Origin of the sequence: Haladaptatus sp. SPP-AMP-3, from assembly GCF_049568665.1 — an archaeon.
In the GTDB taxonomy this organism is placed as follows: Archaea; Halobacteriota; Halobacteria; order Halobacteriales; family Haladaptataceae; genus Haladaptatus; species Haladaptatus paucihalophilus.
The window spans coordinates 2,914,998-2,937,162 of sequence record NZ_CP145897.1; the positions used below are offsets into that span (position 1 = coordinate 2,914,998).

Annotated in this window: 21 protein-coding genes and 1 tRNA gene; 12 read left to right on the forward strand and 10 right to left on the reverse strand. The window is 63.7% G+C overall.

Annotated features, from left to right (window positions below):
• Nucleotides 1-42 precede the first annotated feature (42 nt).
• Nucleotides 43-204: a DUF7479 domain-containing protein gene (locus V5735_RS15900; protein ID WP_007977747.1), complete on the forward strand. Its 162-nt coding sequence runs from the start codon at nt 43-45 to the stop codon at nt 202-204.
• On the opposite strand, the gene V5735_RS15905 is transcribed toward V5735_RS15900, so the two are convergent.
• From V5735_RS15905 to V5735_RS15915, 3 genes are all read right to left on the reverse strand, one after another.
• Complete coding sequence (locus tag V5735_RS15905; protein ID WP_423744399.1) at nt 201-1,334, reverse strand: DUF63 family protein; 1,134 nt, start codon at nt 1,332-1,334, stop codon at nt 201-203. The genes V5735_RS15900 and V5735_RS15905 overlap by 4 nt on opposite strands.
• Nucleotides 1,335-1,377: 43 nt before the next feature.
• Nucleotides 1,378-1,845 carry an Lrp/AsnC family transcriptional regulator gene (locus V5735_RS15910; RefSeq protein WP_007977744.1) on the reverse strand — a complete coding sequence of 156 codons (468 nt, stop codon included), beginning with the start codon at nt 1,843-1,845 and terminating at the stop codon, nt 1,378-1,380.
• An 86-nt stretch (nt 1,846-1,931) separates the two neighbouring features.
• Nucleotides 1,932-2,738 carry an inositol monophosphatase family protein gene (locus tag V5735_RS15915; protein WP_423744400.1) on the reverse strand — a complete coding sequence of 269 codons (807 nt, stop codon included), beginning with the start codon at nt 2,736-2,738 and terminating at the stop codon, nt 1,932-1,934.
• An 88-nt stretch (nt 2,739-2,826) separates the two neighbouring features.
• On the opposite strand from V5735_RS15915, the gene V5735_RS15920 reads away from it, so the two are divergent.
• The 3 genes from V5735_RS15920 (at nt 2,827) to V5735_RS15930 (ending at nt 5,482) form a co-directional block, all read left to right on the forward strand.
• Nucleotides 2,827-2,911: transfer RNA gene (locus V5735_RS15920), tRNA-Leu, on the forward strand.
• Nucleotides 2,912-3,220: 309 nt separating this feature from the next.
• Nucleotides 3,221-4,489 (forward strand): histidinol dehydrogenase, encoded by a 1,269-nt coding sequence (gene hisD / locus V5735_RS15925; protein ID WP_423744401.1) that lies wholly within the window; start codon nt 3,221-3,223, stop codon nt 4,487-4,489.
• A gap of 141 nt (nt 4,490-4,630) precedes the next feature.
• A complete protein-coding gene (locus V5735_RS15930; RefSeq protein WP_423744402.1) occupies nt 4,631-5,482 on the forward strand; it encodes a formate/nitrite transporter family protein in 852 nt (283 codons plus the stop codon).
• Between the two features lie 9 nt (nt 5,483-5,491).
• Here the strand turns inward: V5735_RS15930 and V5735_RS15935 are convergent, their stop codons facing one another.
• Nucleotides 5,492-6,664, reverse strand: coding sequence for an ABC transporter substrate-binding protein (locus V5735_RS15935; RefSeq protein ID WP_423744403.1), 1,173 nt, complete (start codon nt 6,662-6,664; stop codon nt 5,492-5,494).
• Nucleotides 6,665-6,824: 160 nt separating this feature from the next.
• On the opposite strand from V5735_RS15935, the gene V5735_RS15940 reads away from it, so the two are divergent.
• The gene (locus tag V5735_RS15940; protein WP_423744404.1) at nt 6,825-7,865 is read left to right on the forward strand and encodes a DUF4352 domain-containing protein; all 1,041 of its coding nucleotides are present in this window, start codon (nt 6,825-6,827) and stop codon (nt 7,863-7,865) included.
• 51 nt (nt 7,866-7,916) lie between these two features.
• Here the strand turns inward: V5735_RS15940 and V5735_RS15945 are convergent, their stop codons facing one another.
• Nucleotides 7,917-9,101, reverse strand: a complete 1,185-nt coding sequence (locus V5735_RS15945) for a pyridoxal-phosphate-dependent aminotransferase family protein (protein ID WP_423744405.1) — start codon at nt 9,099-9,101, stop codon at nt 7,917-7,919.
• Nucleotides 9,102-9,294: 193 nt separating this feature from the next.
• Here V5735_RS15945 and V5735_RS15950 point away from each other — a divergent pair, with 193 nt between their 5' ends.
• The 6 genes from V5735_RS15950 to V5735_RS15975 all read left to right on the forward strand — a co-directional run bounded on the left by V5735_RS15950 (nt 9,295) and on the right by V5735_RS15975 (nt 13,406).
• Complete coding sequence (locus V5735_RS15950; protein WP_423744406.1) at nt 9,295-9,936, forward strand: four-helix bundle copper-binding protein; 642 nt, start codon at nt 9,295-9,297, stop codon at nt 9,934-9,936.
• A gap of 174 nt (nt 9,937-10,110) precedes the next feature.
• Nucleotides 10,111-10,668, forward strand: coding sequence for a hypothetical protein (locus V5735_RS15955; RefSeq protein ID WP_423744407.1), 558 nt, complete (start codon nt 10,111-10,113; stop codon nt 10,666-10,668).
• A 116-nt stretch (nt 10,669-10,784) separates the two neighbouring features.
• Entirely contained in the window at nt 10,785-11,744 is a 960-nt protein-coding gene (locus V5735_RS15960) for a metal-dependent hydrolase (protein ID WP_423744408.1), read from the forward strand.
• 106 nt (nt 11,745-11,850) lie between these two features.
• The gene (locus tag V5735_RS15965; protein WP_423744409.1) at nt 11,851-12,462 is read left to right on the forward strand and encodes a hypothetical protein; all 612 of its coding nucleotides are present in this window, start codon (nt 11,851-11,853) and stop codon (nt 12,460-12,462) included.
• Nucleotides 12,459-13,106, forward strand: a complete 648-nt coding sequence (locus tag V5735_RS15970) for a hypothetical protein (protein ID WP_423744410.1) — start codon at nt 12,459-12,461, stop codon at nt 13,104-13,106. Before V5735_RS15965 ends, V5735_RS15970 begins: the two co-directional genes overlap by 4 nt.
• A gap of 99 nt (nt 13,107-13,205) precedes the next feature.
• Nucleotides 13,206-13,406 (forward strand): dodecin, encoded by a 201-nt coding sequence (locus V5735_RS15975; protein ID WP_007977727.1) that lies wholly within the window; start codon nt 13,206-13,208, stop codon nt 13,404-13,406.
• 66 nt (nt 13,407-13,472) lie between these two features.
• Here the strand turns inward: V5735_RS15975 and V5735_RS15980 are convergent, their stop codons facing one another.
• From V5735_RS15980 to V5735_RS15995, 4 genes are all read right to left on the reverse strand, one after another.
• Nucleotides 13,473-13,841 (reverse strand): HesB/IscA family protein, encoded by a 369-nt coding sequence (locus V5735_RS15980; protein ID WP_007977725.1) that lies wholly within the window; start codon nt 13,839-13,841, stop codon nt 13,473-13,475.
• A gap of 84 nt (nt 13,842-13,925) precedes the next feature.
• Nucleotides 13,926-15,389 (reverse strand): PHB depolymerase family esterase, encoded by a 1,464-nt coding sequence (locus tag V5735_RS15985; RefSeq protein WP_423744411.1) that lies wholly within the window; start codon nt 15,387-15,389, stop codon nt 13,926-13,928.
• Nucleotides 15,386-16,378, reverse strand: a complete 993-nt coding sequence (locus tag V5735_RS15990) for an alpha/beta hydrolase family esterase (RefSeq protein ID WP_423744412.1) — start codon at nt 16,376-16,378, stop codon at nt 15,386-15,388. The genes V5735_RS15985 and V5735_RS15990 overlap by 4 nt, the downstream gene beginning before the upstream one ends.
• An 81-nt stretch (nt 16,379-16,459) precedes the next feature.
• Nucleotides 16,460-17,671, reverse strand: a complete 1,212-nt coding sequence (locus tag V5735_RS15995; RefSeq protein WP_423744413.1) for a glycoside hydrolase family 18 protein — start codon at nt 17,669-17,671, stop codon at nt 16,460-16,462.
• Between the two features lie 206 nt (nt 17,672-17,877).
• Here V5735_RS15995 and V5735_RS16000 point away from each other — a divergent pair, with 206 nt between their 5' ends.
• Nucleotides 17,878-19,443 (forward strand): lipopolysaccharide biosynthesis protein, encoded by a 1,566-nt coding sequence (locus V5735_RS16000; protein ID WP_423746038.1) that lies wholly within the window; start codon nt 17,878-17,880, stop codon nt 19,441-19,443.
• Between the two features lie 1,265 nt (nt 19,444-20,708).
• Here the strand turns inward: V5735_RS16000 and V5735_RS16005 are convergent.
• A complete protein-coding gene (locus tag V5735_RS16005; RefSeq protein WP_423744414.1) occupies nt 20,709-22,076 on the reverse strand; it encodes an NAD(P)/FAD-dependent oxidoreductase in 1,368 nt (455 codons plus the stop codon).
• Nucleotides 22,077-22,165: the final 89 nt, after the last annotated feature.

Here is a 22,165-nt window from a genome sequence, read left to right on the forward strand (position 1 = left end):
AATAGTGCATAATTCCACTTACACGTTCAGCGAGGTGACGGTATGACGACCGAGTTCGACCTCTCGTGTGCGACGTGCGGGTCGTCACTGTCGAAACAAAGCGTCTCCGTGGACCATCTGAACGCGCAGCGCGTCGAAGCGGCGGTGTGCCGGAACTGTGGGGACCGGTACTTCCCGGAATCGACGTTGGAACGACTCGACTAAATTCCGAACGTCGCCCGGAGCATGTCGCGGGTTCCCGGCCCGAGTCCGACCGCGACGATTGCGATGAGGAGCAGGATGGCGTAGCGCGGGCTCTCCTCGAATATCTGCTCGTCGAACACCCAGACGACGGCGAGCGCGGCGGCGATTTTGACGAAGAGGAACGGCCACGCCGTCCCGATGACGTCCGTCACCGACGCCGGGAACACGTTCGTCGTGATGTCGATGATGGCTCGGTTGACGGGGTGTTTCGCGCCGTACTGCCCGGCGAGGCCGAGCGCGCCCGCCCAGTCGAGCACCGCGACGTTTGCGACGCCATCCACGGCGTGCCCCCAGATGACGACCGCGCCCATGGCGGCCGTTCCGGCGTTGATTTCGGGTGCGTATCGGTTCACCGCCCACCAGACGACGGCGGTGACGAGCGTCGCGCCCCCGAGGACGACGACGAGCATCTGCGGGTAGAAACTGACTGTTTGGGTCGTCATCGCCAACATCACCAGATAGCCGACCGTCGCGGCGAGGACGACCGTGCCGATTCCGGCGAGCGGATATTCGTAGTCCTCGACCACACCGCGGCGGGCGAGGGCGACGCTCACGACGAGGGCGGCGAGCGTGATGGCGAAGACGGTGAAGTAGATGATGGGGCTGATGATGAGCGTGTTCCACGGGAAGGGAATCGCGCTCTGGCCAGCCTGTCCGAGCGCGTCGTTCGCGTCCTCAACGACGCGCAGCGCGCCGCCGAAGAGCATGAACGGGAAGAGCGCGTAAAAGAGGCGTCGCTCCTGTCCGACGTTCAGTCGGCGGAGGAGATAGACGACGCCCATCAGCGCGACGATGAGCGTGACCGCGTAGCCGACCTCCGAGACGAGGGTGTAGCCGGGTTCCGCGACCGGACCCGGCGCCGTCGCGCACGTCGCCGCGTCGTAGATGTACTTCGTCGTGCCGCCGTCACGGACGGCACAGGAGGCGTTGTTCGCGTCGGCCAGTACCGGACCCCAGAAGTAGTGCCAAATGAAGCCGTCGTACACCTGTTTCGGGAACGCGAGCGCGCCGCCGACCAGCGCCACGATGGCGGCGGCGACGGCCCCCATCCACAGGCGCTCGTTGTCGGCTTCCTCGCTTGCTGTGTCCATATCGCACGAACCGAAGCGAGCGGGTTTTAGGGTTCCGGTCTTGTCACTCCTCGAGACCCATTTCGAGGGGGAGTTCCTCGCTCTCGTAGGGCGACCCGAGGACGACCATCGTCTGTGAGCGGGCGAATCCGTCCATCTGGGCGATGTTGTCGAACATCAACTCGCGGAGGCTGTCGGCGTCTTCGGCGTACACCCGCGCCATCACGTCCCACGACCCGGTCGTCAGGTGAACTTCCTGAATCCCGTCGATTCCTTCGAGGCGTTTGAGCGTGTCCTTCTCGCGCCCCTGCTCCACGCGGAGACCGACGAACGCGGAGATACCGAGCGAGACCTCTTTCGGGTTCACGGTGGCGTGATAGCCGGTGATGACGCCCGCTTCTTCCATGCGATTAACGCGGTCGTGCACCGTCGCGCTGGACATGTCTATCTGTCGCGCGATTTCGCTGAACGGTGTCCGGGCGTTCGCTTGGAGGGCTTTCAGAATGGCACGGTCCGTGTCATCCAGTTTCATATCGCTACGGTGAATCCCCACCGCTAAATAATTGTACACACCGCGGTCGGTCTACTTGCAATATATAGATTATAAAATTCGTTCGTTTAATTTCCGTAGTATGGTTCGGCATCGCGGGCCGCCGCGAGCACTTCCTCGTGCGCTTCGCCGTTGGAAGCGACCAGTCCGCGACTCTCCGTCGTCCACGGTTCGCCGTGGATGTCCGTCACCGTGCCGCCCGCCTGTCGAACCATGAACGCGCCCGCAACGGTGTCCCACGGGTTCGGAACGATGTTCGTCACGGTTCCGTCCAGCGCGCTGCTGGCGACCATCCCGAGGACGATTTGCGCACAGCCGAAGCGACGCATGTCGCCGAATCGCTCCACGATGCCCTTCGCCGTTGCGGCGTACTCCTCGCGGCGGTCGAAGTCCCACCAGACGGTCGGGCAGACCGTGAACGTTTCGGGGTCGGTGCGGTCGCTGACCGTGATTCGCTCGCCGTTCAGGTACGCCCCGTCCGCGTCCGCCGCGTACACGTCGTCGAGCGCCGGGCAGACGTTCGCGGCGGCGACGGCTTCCCCGTCCCGCACCGCGGCGACGCTGGTCGTCCACAGCGGAATCCCGCGCACGAAGTTGTTCGTCCCGTCGATGGGGTCGATGACCCACACGTCGCCCTCCGGCGGGACCTCCTTCAGCGCGTCCTCCTCCTCGCCGACGATGGCGTCCTCGGGGAACTCGTTCCGGATAACTTCGATGACGCGGCGCTGGCTGTTCCGGTCGGCTTCGGTCACCACGTCGGTCTTGTTCGATTTCGTCTCGACCGCCAGACCGTTTCGAAAGCCGTCCGCGGCGATTTCGCTCCCCGCTGTCGCGGCGCGCTCCGCCAGTTCGAGGCGGGATTCGACGTTCGTCATGGTTCGAGAGGCGGGGCGACATGGAAAAGGAGTGTCGTTTCTCGATTCGCAACGTTTTAACACCCGCACGATGCAATACAAACTGCGTGCGAGGGTAGCCAAGCCCGGCCAACGGCGGCGGACTCAAGATCCGCTCCTGTAGAGGTCCAAGGGTTCAACTCCCTTCCCTCGCATGTCCGCGCGCAAGCAACGAAGCGCGCGACTGCGAACGAAGGGCGTTGAATGAGACTAGGCGTTTCGTCTGGACGTAGTTCAACTCCCTTCCCTCGCACTCACACGAGTGCAGGAAGACCGCACAGAGCGTTCTTCCCTCGCAAACTGCAGGCCTACACAGGCTCTCGCAACACTTCTGACGACGACCGATTCGATAGTGGCCACTTCGTCGGGGTCGAGGTTTCGTTGAGGTATTCGGAGAATGGTCCCAACGTCTTTCGCCGTCCGAGAGCGCAACGTGTTTTTCCGCCCGCTTCGAAACCCCGTCCATGAAACCGAAGCCGATAGCCGACCTCGGGCCGGACGAGCGGCGGGCGCTGTTCGACCGCGACGCCGGAATCGAGGGCGTGCGGAGCGACGTGCGCGACATCATCGACAAGGTGCGTGAGGAAGGCGACGTTGCGGTCAGGAATTTCTGCCGCGAGTTCGACGGCGTGGAGGTGGGCAACATCGACATCACGGACGACGCCGGGCGCGCCTACGAGGAAATCGACGACGAGGTGCGCGACGCCATCGAGGACGCGGCGGCGAACATCCGCGAGTTCCACGAGGCGCAACTGCCCGAGGACTGGCGGACGGACTTCGGCGGGCGGGAACTCGGACGCCGATTCCGCCCCATCGAGCGCGTCGGGGTGTACGCACCCGGCGGCACCGCGGCGTACCCCTCCAGCGCGCTGATGGGCGTCATCCCGGCGAAGGTGGCCGGTGTGGAGCAGGTGGCCGTCGCCACGCCGCCCGGCGAGCCGCAGAACGACATCACGCTCGCCGCGATTCACGCCGCGGGAGCGGACCGCGTGTACCGCGTCGGGGGCGCGCAGGCCATCGCGGCGATGGCCTACGGAACCGAGCAGATAGACCGCGTGCAGAAGGTCGTCGGTCCCGGCAACAAGTGGGTCACGGCGGCGAAGGCCGAAGTGCAGGGCGACGTGGCTATCGACTTCCTCGCCGGACCGAGCGAACTCCTCGTGCTGGCCGACGACTCGGCGGACCCGGCGTTCGTCGCCAGCGACGTGGTTGCGCAGGCGGAACACGACGAAAACGCCTCGTCCGTCGCGGTGACGGACGACGCCGATTTCGCCGAGGCAGTCGCGGAAGAGGTCGAGAAGCAGGCGGGCGAACGCGAACGCGAGGACGTGATTCGAGCGGCGCTCGACAACGACGCCAGCGGGGTGTTCGTCGCGCGCTCCATGAGCGAGGCGCTCCTCTTCGCCGAGGAGTACGCCGCGGAACACCTGTCGATTCAGGCCGAAAACGACGAAGACCTCCTCTCGCGCATCGACAGCGCCGGAAGCGTCTTCCTCGGACCCTACACGCCCGTCGCGGCGGGCGATTACGCCTCGGGGACGAACCACGTCCTACCGACGACCGGCGTGGCGAAAATCACGGGTGGCCTGTCGGTCGATACCTTCCTCCGCTCGACGACGGTTCAGCGGTTGGACGAGGACGCGCTCGATACCCTCTCGGAGACCATTACGACGCTAGCGGAGTCGGAAGGGCTGGACGCCCACGCCGAGAGCGTCCGGAAGCGATTCGAGTAGTCGGTACTCGGGTCGGACGCCATCCGGTCACCGCGGGACGGGAGGAGAACCCCACCGACGGCGCTCTGTCGGGTACGTGCGGGCCACAACTGCTTTTGCCGTCTGCTTCTACTGGCAGACACACGACGGACACGTTCTCCTATGGCATCGTCCTCATCCTCCACCGACCAAGCCGACGGACTGAAATCGTACGAGAACATCCTCGTCGAGCAGATAAACATCGGTCTCGCGGAGCTACAGCGCCCGGCGAGCGGTCTCTTCCTGTCCGGTCTCTCGGCGGGGTTGGACATCGGCTTTGGACCGTTGCTCATGGCGGTGATGACCGGGTTGATGAGCGGGTCCCTCCCGAAACCGGTCACGGAACTACTCATGGCGAACATGTACTCCATCGGGTTCATCTTCGTCATCCTCGGCCGGTCCGAACTGTTCACCGAACACACGACGCTCGCGGTGCTTCCCGTCCTCGACAGACGGGCATCCCTCGTGTCGCTCGGCCGGTTGTGGCTCGTCGTGTTCGTGGCGAACATCCTCGGCGGTGCGGTCTTCGCCGCGTTCGCCGTCGCAATCGCGCCCAAACTCGGCATCGCCCACGCGGCGGCGTTCGCCGAAATCGCGGGGGCGTTGGTCAAACACGACTTCTGGGTCCTCGTCGGGAGCGGCGTCTTCGCGGGGTGGCTCATGGGACTGCTGTCGTGGCTCGTCACCGCCGCGCGGGACACGGTCAGCAGGGTGCTGATAATCTGGATAGTCACGACGGCCATCGGCCTCGCCCATCTGCCACACTCCATCGCCGGAAACGTGGAAGTGCTGATGGGATTGTTCCTCTCTCCCGAAATCACCGCGTTCGACTACGGTCGCTTCCTCCTCGCCGCGACCCTCGGAAACGCGGTCGGCGGCGTGTTCTTCGTCGCGCTCCTGAAGTACGGCCACGTCACGCGGAACACGGATTCGGAGGAGATGGAAACGGCGCCGAAACCGGCCGACTCGGAGTAGCGGAGGGTATCAGAAGTCGCCGTTGACGATATTCACGACGCGCTGGGAGTCGTAAAGCGGATTTTTGACGCCGTACAGCAGTTTGGCGGTTCGTTGGGTGAGGACGAGGTTCGTGATGGGGCCTTGGTACAGGCCGCCGGCACGGTAGACGTCCCCGTTCTCGACGGCGGTGAGTTTGCTCGCCGTCTTGTCGTTTTCGAGGAACTCGATAACGGTGTTCTCGAACTCCTTTCGGCTCTTGCCTTCGTACGCGCGAAGCAGGAGGACTTCCGGGTCCACTTTCAGGAGCGTTTCGAGGTCGATGGAACCGCGGCTTCCGTGGAAGTCTTTCACGTCCGTTTTCGCCAGCGCGTCGCTGACGCCGAGGTCGTTCAGGTGTTTGAACCCGGTCCCCTCCCCGATGATGTAGGGGTAGAACTTCGTCGGTTGGTCGCCGACGCCCCAGACGACGGCCGCCGACGGGCGCTCGCTTTTCTTCGGAACGACGTCGGAGATGTTGGATTGGAAGTCGGCGTGGAGCTTCTCGAACGCCTCGTAGCGGTCGTGTCGCTTGAACACCTTCGACAGCTTTTCGAAGCCCTCCATGAGGGTGTAGTACCGGTAGTCTTCGTGCCACGGATAGTGCTGGGCGTAGATGCAGTTGCCGAACAGCGGCGCGATGTTCTGCTTGATTTCGTCCACGTCCTTCTGTTCCCATCCCTTGAACCGGTTCATCAGGAAGTTGGGGTCCATCACGTGCACCTCGGCGTCGAGTTGGTAGAACAGCTCCTTGTTGACGCCATCTTGATACAGCGACTTGATGCCGCTTTTGTCCACCGAGAGGCCGTCGATGGCGTCGTAGTACTGCGTGTGGTATCGGTTCGCCATCCAGACGGCTTTCGGCGGTTCGAGGCCGAGCGCGATGCCCATGTCCGCCCAGCTGCCGTTGTTGGCGACCCACGTCTTCGGGACGCTTTCGAACTCCACCTCGCCGACTGGGGCCATCGAGACGGAGTACGGTCCGTCCGTCGTGGTCGTCTCCTCCGTCGCGGTCGTGGATTCGCCCTCGCTTCCCGTCGTCGTGTCCGTCGGTGACGACCCGGAGTCGCCGTCGCTGGTACAGCCAGCGAGGAGACCGCCTCCCAGGACCGCTCCAGTTCCTTTGATAACCGTTCGCCGTGTCCGTCCTTCGTTTCGCTTCATGGTTTTAGGCTCGCCTAAATCATTATAGTCGTTTCGGAGTTTAGGTGGGCCTAAATACGGTAGGGGTCACATCCGGAAGTCCGACGGGCGCTCGTGTCGCTTCGGAACGTGTCGTCCCGATAGCGCGTACTTTTAACGGGCGAGACGCGGGTTCACTCTCATGGAGAAACGAAGTCTCGTCGGGCGACGGTCGTTCATCGCGTCGAGCGCCGCCATGGCGCTCGCTGGCTGTGCTAGCGAAGGACGCGACAAAACGGATACGACCACTTCGTCGCGCGACGGGACCGACCGGTCGAAGACGGGGGCGTCCACGGGTGCCGAAACGGAGTCGGCAGATGGGACGGAGGAGCCCACAAAGACGACGACCGTTCCGGTCGGAACGGTCGTGGAGGACGACTCCCTTGCGATGGTCGTCCGCGGAGTGAAACGGGAGGGGAAACGAAGCGAGTTCCGCGAGGCGCGGAACGGTCACACGTTCGTCATCGTCCGGATGGCGGTCAAAAATACGAGCGGCACGTACGTGGACCTCGACGACTTCCTCCACGCAACCCTCGAGAGCGGGTCGAACGAGAGTTACGACCCCTCGTTCAGTTCCCCCCGACATCCGATGAAGACCGGCGTCCTCGCGCCCGGTGAAGTCGTCCGTGGCGATGTCGTCTTCGAAGTGCCGAAAAGCGCGTCGGGGTTGTCGCTTCGGTTCGACTTCGAGTCGTTCAGCCGCTTCGAGTTCGAACGAATCACCGTCTCGCTCGCGGAAACGGCGGACTCGGTCGCAGATTTGAAACAGTCGCTCGGCGACGCCGTGCTGTCGCAGGGAACGGAAGCGTCACGCGACGGCGTTTCCGTCGTCGTTCACGGCGTCCGAACGACGAAGAAACTGGACGAGTTCATCGAGGCCGACGACGGGTACGAGTTCGTGGTCCCGGACATCGAGATAACGAACGACGGGGACGAACGGCTGTTCGTCTCGACGCTCCTCCAGATGCGCGCGAAGTCCGGGACCGGCCTCGCGTACACGGCCGACATCAGCGCGAGTTCGGCGCTGAAACGTCCGGTCAACGAGAACTCCGACATCGAAGCCGGGGCTTCTCATCGCGGCGAACTCGCCTATCAGGTCGAGACGGGGACCGCACCGCTCCGGTGGGTGTTCAACTTCCTCGACGCCGAGACCGCGTACAAGGCGTTTTGGAAACTTCGCTAAGCGGCGGCTGGTCGTCCCGTCCGGGCGCGATAAAAAGCGATTTCGTCGGCCCTACCGTCCGAGCGCTTCGCTGGTCGCCGCCAGTCCGGCTTCCACGTCCACGTCCGCACCGTGTTCCCGGAGCGCGTCACCGAGCGCGCTCACGAGATACGAGACGGTTTCGGGGCGGGCGGAGTAGCCCATACAGCCGATACGGAAGATTTCGCCGTCCAAATCGCCCAGTCCGGTGGCGATTTCGAGGTCGTACTGGTCGAGCAGATAGCTCGTGATGTCGGTGTCCGTGATGCCCTCGGGGACGCGAACGGCGTTGAGGCTGGGGAGCCAGTACTCCTCGGGCGCGTTCATTTCGAGTCCCATCGCCTCGACGCCCGCCTTGAGCGCGCCCGCGATTTCGCGGTGACGCTCCCAGCGCGCTTCGATGCCCTCCTCGCTGACGAGGCGGAGCGCCTCGCGGAGCGCGTAGACGTTCGTGATGGGTGCCGTGTGGTGATACGCCCGGTCGTCGCCCCAGTAGCCTTCGAGGAGCGAGAGGTCGAGGTACCACGAACGCGGGGCTTCCTCGCGGGAGAGCACCTTCTCCATCGCGCGGTCGTTGAGCGTCAGCGGACTCGCTCCCGGCGGGCAGGAGAGACACTTCTGTGGCCCGGAGTAGGCCACGTCGATGTCCCACTCGTCCACCTTCAATTCGACGCCGCCGAGCGACGTGACTGAATCGGCGATGACGTACGCGTCGTGGCCGTGAGCGATGCTCGTCAGTTCGGAAACGTCGGGTTGAACCACCCCGGTGCTCGTCTCGGCGTGGACGAAGCCGAAGATATCGGGTTGGTGTTCCTCGAACGCCAGTTGCACGTCGGCGGGGTCGAGGGGTTCGCCCCACGGCGCATCGACGTGGACGACCTCCCCGCCCGCTCGCTTCGCCATCGACTCCATCCGTCCGCCGAAGTAGCCGTTAGTCGGAACCAACATCGTGTCGCCGGGTTCGACCAGATTGCCGATAGCGGCCTCCATGGAGGCGGAACCGGTCCCCGACACGGGAATGGTCCATTGATTCTCCGTTCTGAAGGTGTATCGAAGGAGGTCTTGAACCTCGTTCATGATGTCGATGAACGACGGGTCTAAATGGCCGACCAACGGCGTGCTCATCGCCCGGAGCACGCGGGGGTGTACTTCGCTCGGGCCGGGACCCATCAGCGTTCTGTCCGGCGGTGTCAACTCGCCTACCGTGGGGTTCTCCATGTCGCCCCGTAGCACTCGGGGTGACAAAAATCCCGCCTTCGCGGCATCCCGTACCCAACGACCCGTTGATTCGCGCAACGGGGCGTTTCTCGCAACAAATACTTCTCGAACGGTCGAAACGGTCGCCTCTGTTTATTCGGTCTATCGCTGTATGCGGGGATAGCCCAGTTCGTTGCTGGGCGGAGGAATACATATGACACAAGAGGGACCCATGGAGCACTCGCAAGCGGGGATCAGTGGCGGTCGGTACGGACAATCACAGGAATACGGACGAATGGGCGCCCGCCAGCGAGGCGGGATTCCACCGCAACGCGGCCAGCAGACTGCCCCACAGGAGTATGGCCAACGGGGAATCTCCCAGCAGGGAGTCGGCCAGCAGATGGGGCAGGGGACGAGCACGAGCGGCGGCCAGCAAATGACACAACCTGGCGGCCAGTTCGACGATCAGTTGCCGGGCGAGATGCGCGTCGCACTCGAAGACTTCGAGAAGGCCGCGAAAGTCTGTGATTGGTGTGCCGACCAGTGTATCGACGAGGGACCGCAGATGGCCGAGTGTATTCGGCTCTGTCGGGACGTTGCCGACCTCGGAACGCTGAACACGAAGCTCATCGCCCGCGATTCCGTCTTCGGACCGGAACTCGCGGAAGTGTTCGCGACCGCGGCCGAGGAGTGTGCGAGCGAGTGTATGCGACACCAGAACGCGCACTGTCAAGAGTGTGCGTCCGTTCTTTCCCGAGCCGTCGATTCTACCTACCGATTGCTCGACAAACTCCAGACGACGGAGGGGGGAGTCTCGACCCAGCAGGGGATTCCCACGCAGCAATCGCAGTTCTAACTCGCACTTTTCGGTCGTCGCAAGGGTGCGTTCCCGAGCCGAAACGGACCATACCCGGCACCAATTCCATCTTTCTACTCGAACGGTCGGCCGCGGTCGCCTTCGAACGGTCGGTCCGGTTTATCCCGACCACGAGTGAAGGGCAACCGCTCCGACGAGGAGCGGAGAACGACCATGACACAACGGTATCGACGACCACGAGAGGAATCGTTCGAACGAGGACCGCAACCGACCGGGGGACCCCCCGTCCGACGACAGCCAACGCCACGGTCGCACGGGACGATGGGCCAGCAACCGCGGACCCGACAGGGGACGAGTCAACGGTCCGAACGCCGCGGAATGGGAGGGGAAGCCGGTCCGAAGCCGAAGTTCGAGGACCACCTCACGAGCGAAGTTCAGATGGTGCTCCACGACTTCCAGAAACTCGAAACGACCGCTGAGTGGTGCGCCAACGAGTGCATCGAGCGCGGACCGGAGTTGGCGACGTGCGCGCGGACCTGTCGGGATATCGCCGACATCGCGCACCTCGGCGTCCAACTGCTGTCGCGGAACCAGTATCGACGCATCGACGTCGGGACCGTGATGCTGAACGCCTTCCTCGACGCGCGTGATGAGCTACGACGGTATCGTTATCCCCCCGTGATGGACACCGTTCAGGTCCTCGACCGGGCGATAGAGTCCCTCTCGAAGGGTATCGAAACCGTCCAACGACGAGGCGCGGGACCCCAGTGAGGCGACGCTCGCCGTCCGGAAGGACCGATGGGTCGGGGATTCATGATATAGGTTAACATCAGCCATTATCGCGGTCGGGAAGAAGCTTATGAGGACTGAACGCGAAGTTGCGTTCGATGATGGTCGGCCACGCGCTGCTCGCCTTCGGGCTCGCGGCGCTCGTCGCCCAGCGATTTTGGTCCACGGAGCGCGCGCTGGCGTTCGGGGTCATCGCGGGCGTCTTCGCTACGGTTCCGGACGTCGATATGACCTACGCGGTCATCGGCCTCGCACAGGCGGGGTTCGGCGGCGTCTGGGAGATGACCGCCGCGTTCTGGGGTAGTTCACACCTCGTCCATCGCGCCGTGACTCACTCGCTCGTCGTCGCCGCTATCGCCGGTCCCGCGTTCGTCCTGGCGACGCGGAACTGGTGGCAAAAGTCGCTTTCCGCGGGCCTGCTTTCGGCGCTCGTCTGGGTCGCCTTCGTAACGAGCGGCCTCCTCGGCGCGGGCGTCATGCTCGTCTTCGTCGTCGTCGGGACGGTCGCCGCGCTCGTCGCCGACTCGCGCACCGACCTCGGTCCGGGTGCGTTGTTGCTCGCCGTCGTCTTCGGACTCGCGTCCCATCCCTTCGGCGACGTGTTCACGGGGGCGCCGCCGCAGTTCTTCTATCCGCTCGACGTGACGCTGCTTCACTCCCGAATCACGCTGCTCCCCGACCCGACGCTGAACCTGCTCGCCATCTTCGGGTTGGAACTGGTGCTGGCGTGGTTCGCCGTTTCGGTGTACTTCCACCTTCGCGTCGGAGACGTTCGAAAGCAGTTGCGCGAACACGTCCATCCCCGCGCCGCGCTGGGTGCCGGATACGCGCTTGCCGCGCTGGTGATTCCCGCACCGACGCTCTCAGTGTCCTACCAGTTCGTGTTCTCGGTGCTCGCGGTCGGTGCCGTCGGCGTCGGCCCGCAACTCCACCCCGAACGACCGTTTCCCCCCGTGCGCTTCCGTCCCGTTCGCACCCCCGCCGCGTGGCTGTGTACCGGCATGGCCGCGGTGACGCTCGGGGTCATCGCGTACGCCGGAATGTATCTCTTCGCCTAATTGCTCTTCATCTTCGCCTAATTGTTCTTCACCTGACTGTCGCGTTCCGCAACCAGAGTCCTTCGTTACCTATCCATTCTTACGGCCCCCGACCGTACCCCCTCGCATGGCACAGCGGGTCAGTCAGTTGGACGCGCTCGTCGAGGACAAGCGAGTCAACGCCGGACTGGCGTGGCTACTCGTCGGGTTCCTGCTCATCGTCGCGGCCGGAAGTCTGTTGCAGGACGACCTGCTGTGGGCGCTGTTCGCCGGGGCCGTCGCGGCGCTCGCGCTCGTCCCGCCCGTGTCCTACCGGAACACCGAGGCGATGCTTCCGTGGGAGGTGCTCGTGCTCGCCGCCCTCCCCGTCCTCGGACGGGAACTCGCAACCCTCGCGCTCACGACGCGAGTCGCGACCTATCTGTCGGTGGCCGCGCTGGCGCTCATCGTCGCCGTCGAGTTGCACGTCTTCACGCCCGTTCGGATGACACACTGGTTCGCCGTCCTCTTCGTCGTCATCGCCACGATAGCGACGGCGGGCGTCTGGGCGGTCGTTCAGTGGCTTTCGGACGTGTACCTCGGGACTCAGTTCCTCGGCAGCGAGTACCGACTGATGTGGGATTTCGTCTACGCGACGGTTGTCGGCGCGTTCGCCGGAATCGTTTTCGAGTTGTACTTCCGACGGGTCATCCCGGCGGAGGAGCGCTTGCCCGTCGACATCCGGGAGCAACTCCGATGAAACTACGCGAACGACTCGGCATCTCCGAGCACAGCCAACGGCAGTTGACCCGACTGATGGAGTTGAGCCTCGTCGGCATCTTCTTCGTCGGTATGGACCGAGGGAACCTCGGAATCATGATAAATAGCGCGCTGGCGTTCGCAATCACGCTCGTCCCCGCCGTACTCAAACGCGACTACCAGATTCCGATGGACGCGGGACTGACGCTGTGGATCACCACCGCCGTCTTCCTACATGCGGTCGGAACCCTCGGCCCCTACCAGAACGTCTGGTGGTGGGACCACGTGACCCACATGCTCTCCGCGTCCCTCGTCGCCGGGGTCGGCTACGCGACCGTCCGCGCGCTCGACGCGCACAATCCCGACGTGTACCTTCCGCCCCGCTTCATGTTCGTCTTCATCCTCATGTTCGTCGTCGCGTTCGGCGTCATCTGGGAAGTAACGGAGTTCGCGGTGAGCGGATTGGGAAGTATTCTCGGCGGGAGAGCCGTCCTCACACAGTACGGCCTCGAAGACACGATGCTCGACCTGTTGTTCGACACCGCTGGCGGCCTCGTCACCGCGGTGTGGGGAACCGCGTATCTCACCGACGTCACCGGTGCGCTCGCAGACCGACTCGACACCCGTATGCAAGGCTCGGAGTAGACCGGTCGAAATCGCCGCGGCGACGACCGCGCGAAACGGCAGAAACCACCGCGACGGCCGATGCGATTTTTACCGGTGACGGGGTATCACACAGACGTCATGGTGTTCAAGAAGATCACCCTCATCGGAACGAGCGACGAGAGTTTCGACGCGGCCACCGAAAACGCGATCGACCGGGCCGAGGAAACCATCGATAACGTCAAATGGGTCGAAGTGGACACCCTCGGCGTCGAAGTCGCCTCGGTCGAAGGACGCGAATATCAGGCCGAAGTAACCGTCGCGTTCGAACTCGAAGAGTAACGGGAAGCGAAAAGAAGCGAGACCGCCGGAAGACGGACGAAAAACGAATTTTCTTTCTTCCTCGAATCAGGTTCGGAAGCTCTCGCCACAGCCACATTCGGACACCACGTTGGGGTTCTCGACGTGGAAGCCCGCACCCTGCAGGCCGGTCTCGTAATCCACGACGCTTCCCTCGATGTAGTTCATGCTCGCCGGGTCCACGAACACGCGCAAGCCGTAGTGCGTGAAAATCGTGTCGTCGGATTCCGGTTCGTCGTCGAATCGCATGCCGTACGAAAGTCCCGCACAGCCCCCCTGCTGAACGAATAGGCGAAGTCCGGCGACCGAACTGTCGAGTCCCTCGCTGTCCAACAGGGACAGCGCTTGCTCGGCCGCGTCCTCCGTCACCTCGATCTGCGGGCCGTCCTTCCCGTTCGGTGCGGCATCAGTACTCATGCGTATCGGTTGTCGTCCGAGCCTCATTAACGTTGGCCCGCCCGAAAAAGACGGGGTCGGGTTTTCCGGCCGTACGGAACCGCGTCAACACGAACTGACGGTCTCGTAGTACCCCTCCGAGGTCTCCTTTAGCGTGCTGGTATAGGCCGGGAAGCCGAGGTAGTCGTCGGAGCCGACGGCGTAGTAGGCCCCCGTCGAGGTGTCCTGATACGCCCGCCCTGCGTCCCCGTGCTCGTAGTTATACGCCGCGCCACAGTACCCGGAGAAGCCGGACCCGACCGTGACGGTCACCGAGTCGGTCGCCGTCGCCCCGTCGTCGTCGGTGACGGTTACCGTGGCCCTATACTCGCCCGACGACCCGTAACTGTGGGTTACCGTCGCGCCGCTCGCGCTCGCGCCGTCCCCGAAGGCCCAGTCGTAGCTCGCAATCGAGCCGTCCGAATCGCTCGACTGGCTCGCGTCGAACGTGACCGTCTCGCCGACGGCTGGCGAACTCGGCGTCGCACCGGCGGCGGCGGTCGGTGCGGTGTTTCCGTCACCACCGCCGCCACCGCCGTCGCGCGGATGGTCCGCGAAGAAGTTCCAGATGATTTGGCTGGCGTCCGGTCCGCCGGGAGCGGTGTACGAACCGCCCTGTGCGCCGCCCGACCACGCGTGGCCCATGCTATCGACCATCCACTTTTCGACGACGGTGGTCCCGTTTTCGTCGTGATATTCCGAAACGGTGTAGCTCAGGCTCTCGGCCTGCCCGTCGCGCGTGGCGTCGGCGGTGTGGTCGATGCCGTCGTCGTCCGTCCCGTCGGCGGCGAGGTCGTTGGTCTGGGTGGCCTGCTCCGCGGCCTGCTCCCCGTTCTCGGGGTAGACGGTGTAGTCGCTGGTGCCGTGGAAGACGATGGTCGGAATCGCGTCGGTGACGCCGTTCGATTCCATGGCCTGATACGCCGCGGTCCCCTGTTGCTGCGGGTCCGGCCCGCCCTGCGTCATGGCGGTCGTTCCGCCGGTCACGCTGTCGGCGGCGTCGTACTCCAACCCGGAGTGGACCGCACCCGCGGCGTACACGTCGGGATAGGCGGCGAGCAAGTTGGGGACCATGCCCGCTCCGGCGGAGAACCCTGCGAGGAAGACCCTGCTCTCGTCCACCGCGTTCGTCGCCATCACGTCCCGTGCCATCCCGGTGATGAGTGCGGCTTCGCCGTTGCCCCGCGTCGTGTTCGCGTCCTCGAACCAGTTCCAACACTCGTTGGCGTTCGCGCTCGTCGTCTGGTCGGGGTAGATGGCGATGAACGTCTCGCTTTCGGCCACCTCGTTCATCTTCGTCTCGTCCTTGAACTGGTCGGGACTCTGGGTACAGCCGTGGAGCATGACGACGAGCGGAATCGCCGACCCGTCCGCGCCCGTCGGGACGTACTTCGTGTAGGTTCGCCCGCCGTACGTTTCCGACGTGTACGACCCCGCGGCCGCGCTGCTCGCACCCGAGAGTAGCGCACCCCCGCCGACCGTCGCGCCGACGGATTTCAGGAGCGTGCGCCGTTTCATCGTCACGCTCACTCACCCCTCGTGTACCCCGAGACGAAATCCCAGATGATCTGGCTGGCGTCCGGACCGCCGGGGGCGGTGAACTCGCCGCCCGAAACGCCGCCGGACCACGCGTGGTCCATCCCGTCCACGGTCCAGTGCTCGACGAGCGAGTTTCCGTTTTCGTCGTGGTACTCCGAGACGGAGTAGTCCAAATTCGGTCCCTGCCCGCTGTACGTGCGGTCAGCGGTCGCGTCCACGTTGTCGTCGTTCGACCCGTCCGAAGCGAGGTCGTTGGTCTGAATCGCCTGTATCGTGGCTTGCTCGCCGTTTATCGGATAGACGGTGGTGTCGGCCGTGCCGTGAAAGACGATGGTCGGCAGTTCGCTCGTGATGCCGTAGGACTCCATCGCGTCGTAGGCGTCGATTCCCTTCTCGTAGGGGTCGGGGCCGCCGTACGTCATGGCCGTCGTTCCACCCGTCGCGGTGTCGGCGGCGTCGTACTCCAACCCGGAGTGGACTCCGCCCGCCGCGTACACGTCGGCGTACTCCGCGAGTAGGTTCGGGACCATCGCGGCACCCGCCGAAAGCCCGGCGACGTAGACGCGCTCGGGATCACAACCCTCGGCGTCGATTGTCGTTTGGGTCATTCCGGCGATGACGGCCGCTTCGCCGTAGCCCCGCATCGTGTTCGCGTCGTAAAACCAGTTCCAACACTCGGCCGCGTTCCGCGCGTTGTACTGGTCGGGGTAGATGACGACGAACCCCTCGCGGTCCGCCACGTCGTTCATCCGCGTCTCCTCGCGGAACTGGTCCGCGTTCTGTGAACAGCCGTGGAGCATCACCACGAGCGGGGGGTTCGACCCCGCGGAGTCCGGGACGTACTTCCAGTAGTCGAAGCCGTCGTAGTAGTGATTCGTGTAGCTACCCGTCGCCGCCGCGGTTCCCGCGCTTCCCAGTCCGCCCGCCGTCGCAACCGTTCCACCCACGGAACGCAGGAGCGTTCGCCTGTCAAGTTTCATGCTATGACGTGTCGTACCAATGCCTTCGAACAAAATCTAACAGAGGGTTAATATATAAATATATTCTGTAGAAGATAGAAATTATCGACGGTGCGAGCAGCCGAGTACGGCGTGAATCGAACCGATGAGCGTGTTGCTGGGGTCGTGGGAGAGTTCCCAACACATCATCCCGCCGAAGTCGTTGTCTCGGACGTACCGCGACTTCTCCATGACCGAGTGGCTGTCGTCGTAGGTGACGAAGACGTCGTCCGATTCGGAGTACAGCCACGGGACGCGCGCCTCGTGATGCCAGTGGTACTGGTAGTGCGGTTCGGTCTTGAGCTGCCGGATGTCGTCGTACGATTTGGTGTCCGCGCCGTCGAACGGTTGAAAGAGGCCTCGATTCTCGTTCTCGACGTTTTCGAAGGCGAAGCCGTAAAACGGCGTTCCGAGGACGAGTTTGTCCCGCGAAATCGGCTGGTCGGCCCAGTACCGCATCGCGTTGTCCACCGTCAGGAGTTGTTGCCAGTACGTCGGGTCCTCGTAGGGGGCGTACAGCGGCGCGTTGAAGTTCGTTGCGGAACTCCAACTCCCGTAGAAGTTGTAGTTCATCACGTTGACGAAGTCCAGATAGTCGGCGATTTTCTCCACTTCCAGCGGGTCGATGTTCGACGGAATCGGCGCCGCCGCCATGCTGAGTTCGTAGTACCGGCCGTCCGCCGCCCCCGCTTCGTCCAGTTTTCCACGGAGCTCCTCCAACAGCAACGTGAAGTTCTCCGGGTCGTCCTCGCGGACCGACCCGTCGGGGTACTCCCAGTCGATGTCGATGCCGTCGAAGTTGTACCGTCGGAGCCGTTCGACGGCGGTTCGCGCGAACCGTTCGCGGGCGTCGGCGCTCGCGGCGACGGCGGACATATTGCTCCCGAAGTCCGCGATGGAGAGCATGAACGACGTGTGATGTCGTTCGTGGGTTATCGCCTCGAACTCCGCGAGTACTTCGGGGGCCGAGTCCCCGGTGACGGCGAGTTTGACCTCGCCGTTCGCCTCCGTTTCCAGGAACGCGTAGTTCAGGTGGGTCAGCTTGTGGTACGGCACGTCGTGAGGCGCGTAGTCGCCCGCCCACGAGGGATAGTAACCGACGATTCGCTTGTCGGGTCGCCGTCCGTGGTGGTCGTCCCCTCGTCCGTGCCGGTGATGTCCGCGATGGTCCCGCTCGCCCGCTTCGGCCGGGCTTCCGAGCAACGCCACCGTCGTCAGTGCGCCCGCACCTCGAAGGTATCGCCGCCGTCCCACGCCGCTATTTTTGGATTTCATCACCGTAGCAATAACTAGTATGATAAATAAATACATACTCTAGTTTTGTAATTCGAGCGTATTACCGGCGGAACGAATCCTGCCACACCGTCGATACCCCACGGATTTTAGCCACGAAACCAACCACACGGACCTCACGGTCGCGGCCATCGACGGGAGGAATCAGGCGACTTATCGGCGTGCAACGAGCAGACAGTGACGCGACGATGGCCACCGAGACATCCGACGACGGGATTCCCGAAGACGAACGCAAGGCGTTGTTGACCATCGGTCACGGTGCGGTCGTCACTTCCGGCGGACAGTCCCTCCAGCAGGTGCTGAAGGCGGCGACCGAGTACGCGCTCGCACAGGGGCTCGGCCCGGTCGTCTACGGCGTCTACGCCTTCGCGTGGCGAATCACCCAGTTGTTGTTTCGGCTTGTGAACTTCGGGTCGGTTCAGACGCTCCAACGGTACCTTTCCGCCTACAGTGACGATTCGGACCGGCAGGGCCGAGTGGTTGGACTGGCGTACCTGACGACGCTCGTCGTCGGCCTCGGACTCGCCGGTGGGCTGATCCTCGGCAGCGAGTGGCTCAACGGCGCGACGGTCTCGCATCCCGACTTCCCGCCGACGATACGGCTGTTCGCGGCCCTGATCGTCCTCGTCGGACTGGTCAGGGTTCACGCCGGGGTCCTCAGGGCGGTGCAGTCGGCCCAAGGGGAGGTGCTGTTCAATCGCGTGCTCCGCCCGGTCGTTACGCTGGCAGGTGCCGTGGGCGCGATGGCGCTGGGATACTCGGTGGTCGGCGTCGCCGGCGCGTTCGTCGTCGGGATGGCCGGACTCGTGCTCGTGGGGGTCCCGATTGTCGTCTCGACGACCGGTATCCGACCCCGCTTGGGCGGCGTCCGCTCGGAGGCCCGGCGCTTCTACAACCACTCGGGTCCCATCGCGCTGAGCAGCCTCGGCAAGGTGTTCCAGAACCGCGTGGACGTGATGCTCGTTGGGTTCCTGCTAACCGCGAGCGCGGCGGGGGTCTACAACGTCGTGCTCGTTTTGGTGGCGCTGGCGTGGATTCCGCTCCTCTCGTTCAACATGCTCCTGCCGCCGGTCGCGTCGGGACTGTACGCCGACGACGAGATGGAGACGCTCAACGCGGTGTACACGGCGGTGACGCGACTCATCGTCACCTGCGTCGTCCCGATTCTCGCCGTGCTGGTCGTCTACGGACGGGCGATTCTGTCCGCTTTCGGCCCGAACTTCACGGCGGGCTACGTTCCGCTCGTGGTCTATCTCGGCGGCGTCCTGGTCGGCAGCGCCGTCGGCGCGACTGGCTGGCTACTCATGATGACCGACCACCAGTACGCCCGGATGGCGCTGGACTGGTTGCTGGCCGTGCTGAACACGCTGCTCACGTTCGCGTTCATCCGAGCGTTCGGCCTGCCCGGGGCGGCACTCGGCACGGCCGTCGCCATCGCCGTCCAGAACTCCATCCAAGTCGTCCTCCTCCGGCACTTCGAGGGATTGTGGCCCTTCGACGCGACGTTTCTCAAACCGCTCGGGGCTGGCACCGCGACGATAGGTGTCATGGTTCTCGTCCGCGAGACGCTCACCGGGGTCGATGTGGTCGCAGTCGGCCTCGCGCTGGGCGCTGTGACGTACGTCGGCACCCTCGTTTCGCTCGGCGTCAACGACCGCGACCGCCTCGTGGTGACGACGCTGGCCGCCCGATACCGCCGCGGTATAACCGCGACTATCGACGAACGTCGCTCCGAACGGTCCGGAGACGGGTAGGGTGCGTTGAGGGCCGCTTTCGAGGTCGTTCGGATGGAGTACATCGTCGGCACGCCGAAGACATCGATAAGTCCGCACTACGAACGCATTAGCAGCGTCGATTTTACTCGCAGTGAACCTTAGTGAAGGAAAATTGACCATCGCGGTTGATGTTGAGGATGGCTCTCAGACACGACGAATCTTGATACGGTTTGTACCTACGTGATCGAGGTGGTTGGTCGTCTACCTTCACGGATATGACGTACCGTCCCTGCCCGACTGGATTAGTCCACACCTTGTTCTTCGAATCGATTGCGTACTCGCCGTCGACGGCGGCGTGAATGTGTACCGAGCGGGCAAACTTTGCTTTCTCGTTTTCGGTCACGACGATGATGAGGTCGTGGGGTTCGTTGTGGCTGTTCACCACTTGCAATTGCTTGATGCTATATTTCTGAGAGGGAGACTGGTTCCCGGTCAATTGCGAACAACCGCTAAAGGGAAGGAAAGCCGCTGTACCGGTTGCTGCGAGCAGCGAGCGTCTTGTACGGGGACGAGACATAATCCTTAAAAGTGACCGCTTTATTTTTATGTTTTCGAATACGTCGAAGGATCCGGTAGGTCGCCGATTCACTCACGCAACCGAACGTGAGCGAGGCCGACGACTTCGCGGAACGAAGTTCTCGTGAGTGACGAAGGAGTTCTCGTGAACGAAGTGAACGAGAACAAGCAAGAACATCGCTCTTACCCTGCGAACGAGAGCACGAAAGACTCGTCGCGTCTTTCGGAGTGAAGCGAAGGAGGAGTGCTTTTGGCCGAGCTTTTGCAAGCGAGCGTAGCGACCGCTGTAAAAGGTCGATGTACGCCCGGAACACTAACATCCAGCCTCATTCCGTGGCGGCGTGCCGAGTCGGCTGGCAAACCCTCGTGCCGGGCGGGCGAGTAAATCGCCGACTTGTGACGGCCGAACCGTCGAAGCGGGTCGCGTCAGTAACCGCAACCGACTTCGGAGCCAGTGGTCCCTGACTCGGGGCGGTGATTTTGGAGTTCACCAACTCGTACTGTCGCACACCCGGGTTCTCCGCGCGGTCATCGCTCCCGAAGTGGGATTACTCCGGCGGGGACTAAGGTGTGCACGAAAACGTAGACGGACGCCGGATAAGGGCCTTCCGGGTTCGCGGGGAGATACCACGAGGGCGAAGAAACGAGACGAACGATACGAAACGGGACGAGAAGAGCCGAAGCGAGAGGGGAGACAAAACGAACGAGAAGCGTCGAAACGGGAGAAATCAGTAGACGTAATCGGATTCGGCGACCTGCACGTAGTCCTTCCGGTAGCCGAACTTCGCCTTCTTGTAGCGCGCGACGAGTTTCGCGCCGCGGACGCCGGAGGAGAAACTCGACTTGTTCAGGCCCTTGCCGTCCTCGCCGAGGAGGTTATCGACCATGGCGAAGGTCTTGTCCCAGTCGTCCGGGCCGTACTCCGCTACGATGTCGGCGAACGCGATGTTGCGGAGGAGTTCGTCGCCGATTGCGGCCTTCCACTCGTCGTTGTACGATTCGATGTCGTCGGTCGCGGCGAGTTTCCCGGCGATTTTGCCCGACCGAACCGCGACGTGGTAGCCCCCCTCGTGGAACGCGCTGGTCGTTCCCATCGCGCCGCCAGCGACCGCGATGCCCGCTTCGACGGGCGAGTCGATGGGTCGCGTCGAAGAGATGGGGTACGTCTCGGTGCCCTTCGATTTGCCGCGGTCTTCCACGAGCGGGAAGTCCGTCTCGATGTCGTACTCGTCGCCGTACTCGCGTTCGAGGAGGCGGCGGATGTACTCCCCGGCGCGGGGGATGCCGTCGTCGTCCGACCGGAGGAGGGCGTAGGAGTCGGGGTCGTCCACGTCGTCCAACGTCATCCCGATGGGCATCGTGAGGCCGACGCGGGCCACCGTGCCGTCGTTCGGGAAGACCCACGGGTAGGCCGTCTCACCGGGGATGATGCCCCACCAGAACTTGAGCGAGGATTTCTCGAAGACCTCCTCGGGGAACTCGCGGTACTCCTGATACGCGATGTGATTCGCCGTCGGCGGGCTGAGGGAGTCGCTGACCGAACTGCCTTCGGGCATGAACTGGTCGAGTGTGCCGAGCGTGACGCGGCGCTGTGGCCCGTCGGCGAGCACGAGGTATTTCGCCTCGACGTCCTCGCCGTCGGCGAGTCGAAGGGTGTGGCGGTACTCGACGTCGAGGTCGGTTTCGGCGCGCCTGACGCCGACGCCGACGCGGTACTCCGTCCCCGCGTCCTCGACGCGCTCTCGGAACCAGTCGTCCATCCGCGCGCGGTTGAAGGTAAAGCCCATCTCGGGGTACGACGAGTCGATGCCGGTGCCGCGGAGGGTCGCGGCCTCGTTCGGGCCAAGGAAGTCCACCGCATCGAGTTCCTGCAGGACCACGTGATCCGGGATATCCCGATAGTCCTCGTCCATGATGTCTACCCAGTAGTCGAGCATTCCGGCGGCGTCGGTCGAATCCGGGCCGAGGAACTCTCGGTCTTCGCGTGGGACGCCCTGTTCGAGGACGACGGCGCTCGCGCCGTGTGTCCCGGCCTGTTCTCCGGCCGCCATCCCCGCGGGGCCCCCGCCCACGATAGCAACGTCGAATCGCTCCATGTTCCTACGCTACTCAAGGAGGGATACTAAATTCTTAACCTTCCGATATGGGAATCGTTTTCCGAAACGTCGCGGTATCGTTTTCACGA

Bases quoted from the DNA above. Each gene is read 5' to 3' on its own strand.
- V5735_RS15910 (WP_007977744.1), bottom strand. From the start codon at position 1,845: ATGAAACTGGATGACACGGACCGTGCCATTCTGAAAGCCCTCCAAGCG.
- V5735_RS15960 (WP_423744408.1), top strand. From the start codon at position 10,785: ATGATGGTCGGCCACGCGCTGCTCGCCTTCGGGCTCGCGGCGCTCGTC.
- V5735_RS15965 (WP_423744409.1), top strand. From the start codon at position 11,851: ATGGCACAGCGGGTCAGTCAGTTGGACGCGCTCGTCGAGGACAAGCGA.
- V5735_RS16005 (WP_423744414.1), bottom strand. From the start codon at position 22,076: ATGGAGCGATTCGACGTTGCTATCGTGGGCGGGGGCCCCGCGGGGATG.
- V5735_RS15900 (WP_007977747.1), top strand. From the start codon at position 43: ATGACGACCGAGTTCGACCTCTCGTGTGCGACGTGCGGGTCGTCACTG.
- V5735_RS15995 (WP_423744413.1), bottom strand. From the start codon at position 17,671: ATGAAATCCAAAAATAGCGGCGTGGGACGGCGGCGATACCTTCGAGGT.
- V5735_RS15990 (WP_423744412.1), bottom strand. From the start codon at position 16,378: ATGAAACTTGACAGGCGAACGCTCCTGCGTTCCGTGGGTGGAACGGTT.
- V5735_RS15980 (WP_007977725.1), bottom strand. From the start codon at position 13,841: ATGAGTACTGATGCCGCACCGAACGGGAAGGACGGCCCGCAGATCGAG.
- V5735_RS16000 (WP_423746038.1), top strand. From the start codon at position 17,878: ATGGCCACCGAGACATCCGACGACGGGATTCCCGAAGACGAACGCAAG.
- hisD (WP_423744401.1), top strand. From the start codon at position 3,221: ATGAAACCGAAGCCGATAGCCGACCTCGGGCCGGACGAGCGGCGGGCG.
- V5735_RS15905 (WP_423744399.1), bottom strand. From the start codon at position 1,334: ATGGACACAGCAAGCGAGGAAGCCGACAACGAGCGCCTGTGGATGGGG.
- V5735_RS15945 (WP_423744405.1), bottom strand. From the start codon at position 9,101: ATGGAGAACCCCACGGTAGGCGAGTTGACACCGCCGGACAGAACGCTG.
- V5735_RS15955 (WP_423744407.1), top strand. From the start codon at position 10,111: ATGACACAACGGTATCGACGACCACGAGAGGAATCGTTCGAACGAGGA.
- V5735_RS15930 (WP_423744402.1), top strand. From the start codon at position 4,631: ATGGCATCGTCCTCATCCTCCACCGACCAAGCCGACGGACTGAAATCG.
- V5735_RS15915 (WP_423744400.1), bottom strand. From the start codon at position 2,738: ATGACGAACGTCGAATCCCGCCTCGAACTGGCGGAGCGCGCCGCGACA.
- V5735_RS15940 (WP_423744404.1), top strand. From the start codon at position 6,825: ATGGAGAAACGAAGTCTCGTCGGGCGACGGTCGTTCATCGCGTCGAGC.
- V5735_RS15950 (WP_423744406.1), top strand. From the start codon at position 9,295: ATGACACAAGAGGGACCCATGGAGCACTCGCAAGCGGGGATCAGTGGC.
- V5735_RS15970 (WP_423744410.1), top strand. From the start codon at position 12,459: ATGAAACTACGCGAACGACTCGGCATCTCCGAGCACAGCCAACGGCAG.
- V5735_RS15935 (WP_423744403.1), bottom strand. From the start codon at position 6,664: ATGAAGCGAAACGAAGGACGGACACGGCGAACGGTTATCAAAGGAACT.
- V5735_RS15975 (WP_007977727.1), top strand. From the start codon at position 13,206: ATGGTGTTCAAGAAGATCACCCTCATCGGAACGAGCGACGAGAGTTTC.